Below are 1863 nucleotides of genomic sequence, written 5' to 3' on the forward strand. Positions count from 1 at the left end.
CGTCTATTTCTACACGGGCTATGTCCTCGCCAATTACGTGTTCGCGCTGTCGGACCGCGCGCGGGCACGGCCTGCGCTGGCCCTGCTCGGGCTTGGGCTCTGGGCGCTGATCAATGGCGGCCTGGTTGCGCTCGAGGTGAGCGAATGGCCGGTCGTCTCGCTGGCACTCGGCTTTGCCGGCGCCTGCGCGATCATCGTGACCGGCACGCTGCTGGCGCGCGCGCACTGGCTTGGCTTGCTGCGCTTCTGCGGCGAGCATTCGATCGTGATCTATCTCGCCTTCTTCCTGCCGATGGCGGCGACACGCACCCTTCTGCTGCGCTTCGGCGTCATCCACGACATCGGCCTGATCTCGCTGATCGTGACCGCGGTCGGCGTCGCCGGCTCGCTCGTGATCTGGCGGCTGGCACTGGCGGCGCGGGCCAATTTCCTGTTCGAACGGCCCGATGCGTTCTGGATTGCCCCGAAGAAGGCGGCGCCCTCGCTGCAGGCGGCCGAATAAGCCCCGACAGTGCCAGAAGTCATGACCGCCGGATTCGTTCCGAGGGCAGGAATCCGGCCGCTCGAATTTTCCACACATTGAAATTGTTGGCTTTTTGATCCCGAATGTTTCGTCGTCCGGCCGGCGACGAAACAATTCTCCCGGTCACGAAACCATTTTCCGCTTTTCGCGCAGACATCCGGAAACGGGCCGTAACTAACGTTTCTCCCAACGAACCGCCGCCCAACGGCGAACTGGGAGCCTGTCATGCCGAACGTCATCGCCATCAACGCTGCAGCCACGAAGCATATCGACGCTGCTCGCGCGACCTCGGATGAAACGCTGCTCGCGCGTATCGCCAAGAATGACCGCACCTCGATGCACACGCTCTATGCCCGTCATAACGTCCGGGTCTACCGCTTCGTGCTCCGGATGGTGCGCGACACCACCATGGCCGAGGACCTGGTCAGCCAGGTGTTCCTGGACGTCTGGCGCACCGCGGCCCAGTTCGAGGGCCGTTCGCAGGTCTCGACCTGGCTGCTCTCGATCGCCCGCTTCAAGGCGCTGACCGCGCTGCGCCAGCGCAAGCATGAGGACATCGACCAGGACGACGTGCTGGAGATCGCCGACGGCGCCGACACGCCGGAAACCTCGCTCGATCGCGCCACCACCAGCGAGATCCTGCGCGCCTGCGTGGCCAAGCTGTCACCGGCCCACCGCGAGATCATCAATCTGGTCTACTACCATGAGAAGTCGGTCGAGGAGGCCGGCGAGATCATCGGTATCCCGCAGAGCACGGTGAAGACCCGCATGTTCTATGCCCGCAAGCAGCTCGCCGACCTCCTGCGGGGTGCCGGCGTGGATAGCGTCGCTGCATAAAGGACAGCTAATTCAACAGCTTAATCGGAGATCGCGCGATTCAGGCAATTGTCCACGAAGCCGAAAAATTCAGGCGATGAAACAATTGAAACAATCGACGACATCACCCGGAAAAACACGATCTCTATACCCATATCCAACGACGCAACCCCAACCCATTTACTGAACCGATTTCGATACCTCTTCGTTCTAACCTCCCAAGTAGCCTCCAACGACCCGGCCGGGATGCCCCCCAGCCGGGTCGCTCTGTATTTGGCGCGGCAACTTGCGGCCTCAAAATGACTGTCGTCGCCCGGCTTGACCGGGCGACCCAGTATTCCAGAGGCCTGTCCGCCACCACCGGCGATCTCCAGGGCCGCGTCTCGCGCTTGATCGCGTTCTCCGGATCATCGAACTGCTCAACGTGCCCCCAATTGCGGCCTCTGGATACTGGATCGCCCGGTCAAGTGTTTAGCCCGGACAGATCACTGACGGGTGTTCGGAGACATAGCTGACACATCAAC

2 protein-coding genes are annotated in these 1863 nt (G+C 62.1%); both read left to right on the plus strand.

Features of this window, described 5'->3' with window-relative positions:
* Positions 1-502 (plus strand): acyltransferase family protein (locus PMN64_RS42775; RefSeq protein ID WP_411785107.1); only part of this gene is annotated, 502 nt, incomplete at its 5' end.
* Between the two features lie 246 nt (positions 503-748).
* Positions 749-1360, plus strand: a complete 612-nt coding sequence (locus PMN64_RS42780; protein WP_016848063.1) for a sigma-70 family RNA polymerase sigma factor — start codon at positions 749-751, stop codon at positions 1358-1360.
* The last annotated feature ends 503 nt before the right edge of the window (positions 1361-1863 follow it).

It is taken from the genome of Bradyrhizobium sp. UFLA01-814 (assembly GCF_046718885.1).
In the GTDB taxonomy this organism is placed as follows: Bacteria; Pseudomonadota; Alphaproteobacteria; order Rhizobiales; family Xanthobacteraceae; genus Bradyrhizobium; species Bradyrhizobium elkanii.

What these genes read in the sequence shown, in the direction of transcription:
- PMN64_RS42780 (WP_016848063.1), top strand. Translation starts at nt 749, where the DNA reads ATGCCGAACGTCATCGCCATCAACGCTGCAGCCACGAAGCATATCGAC.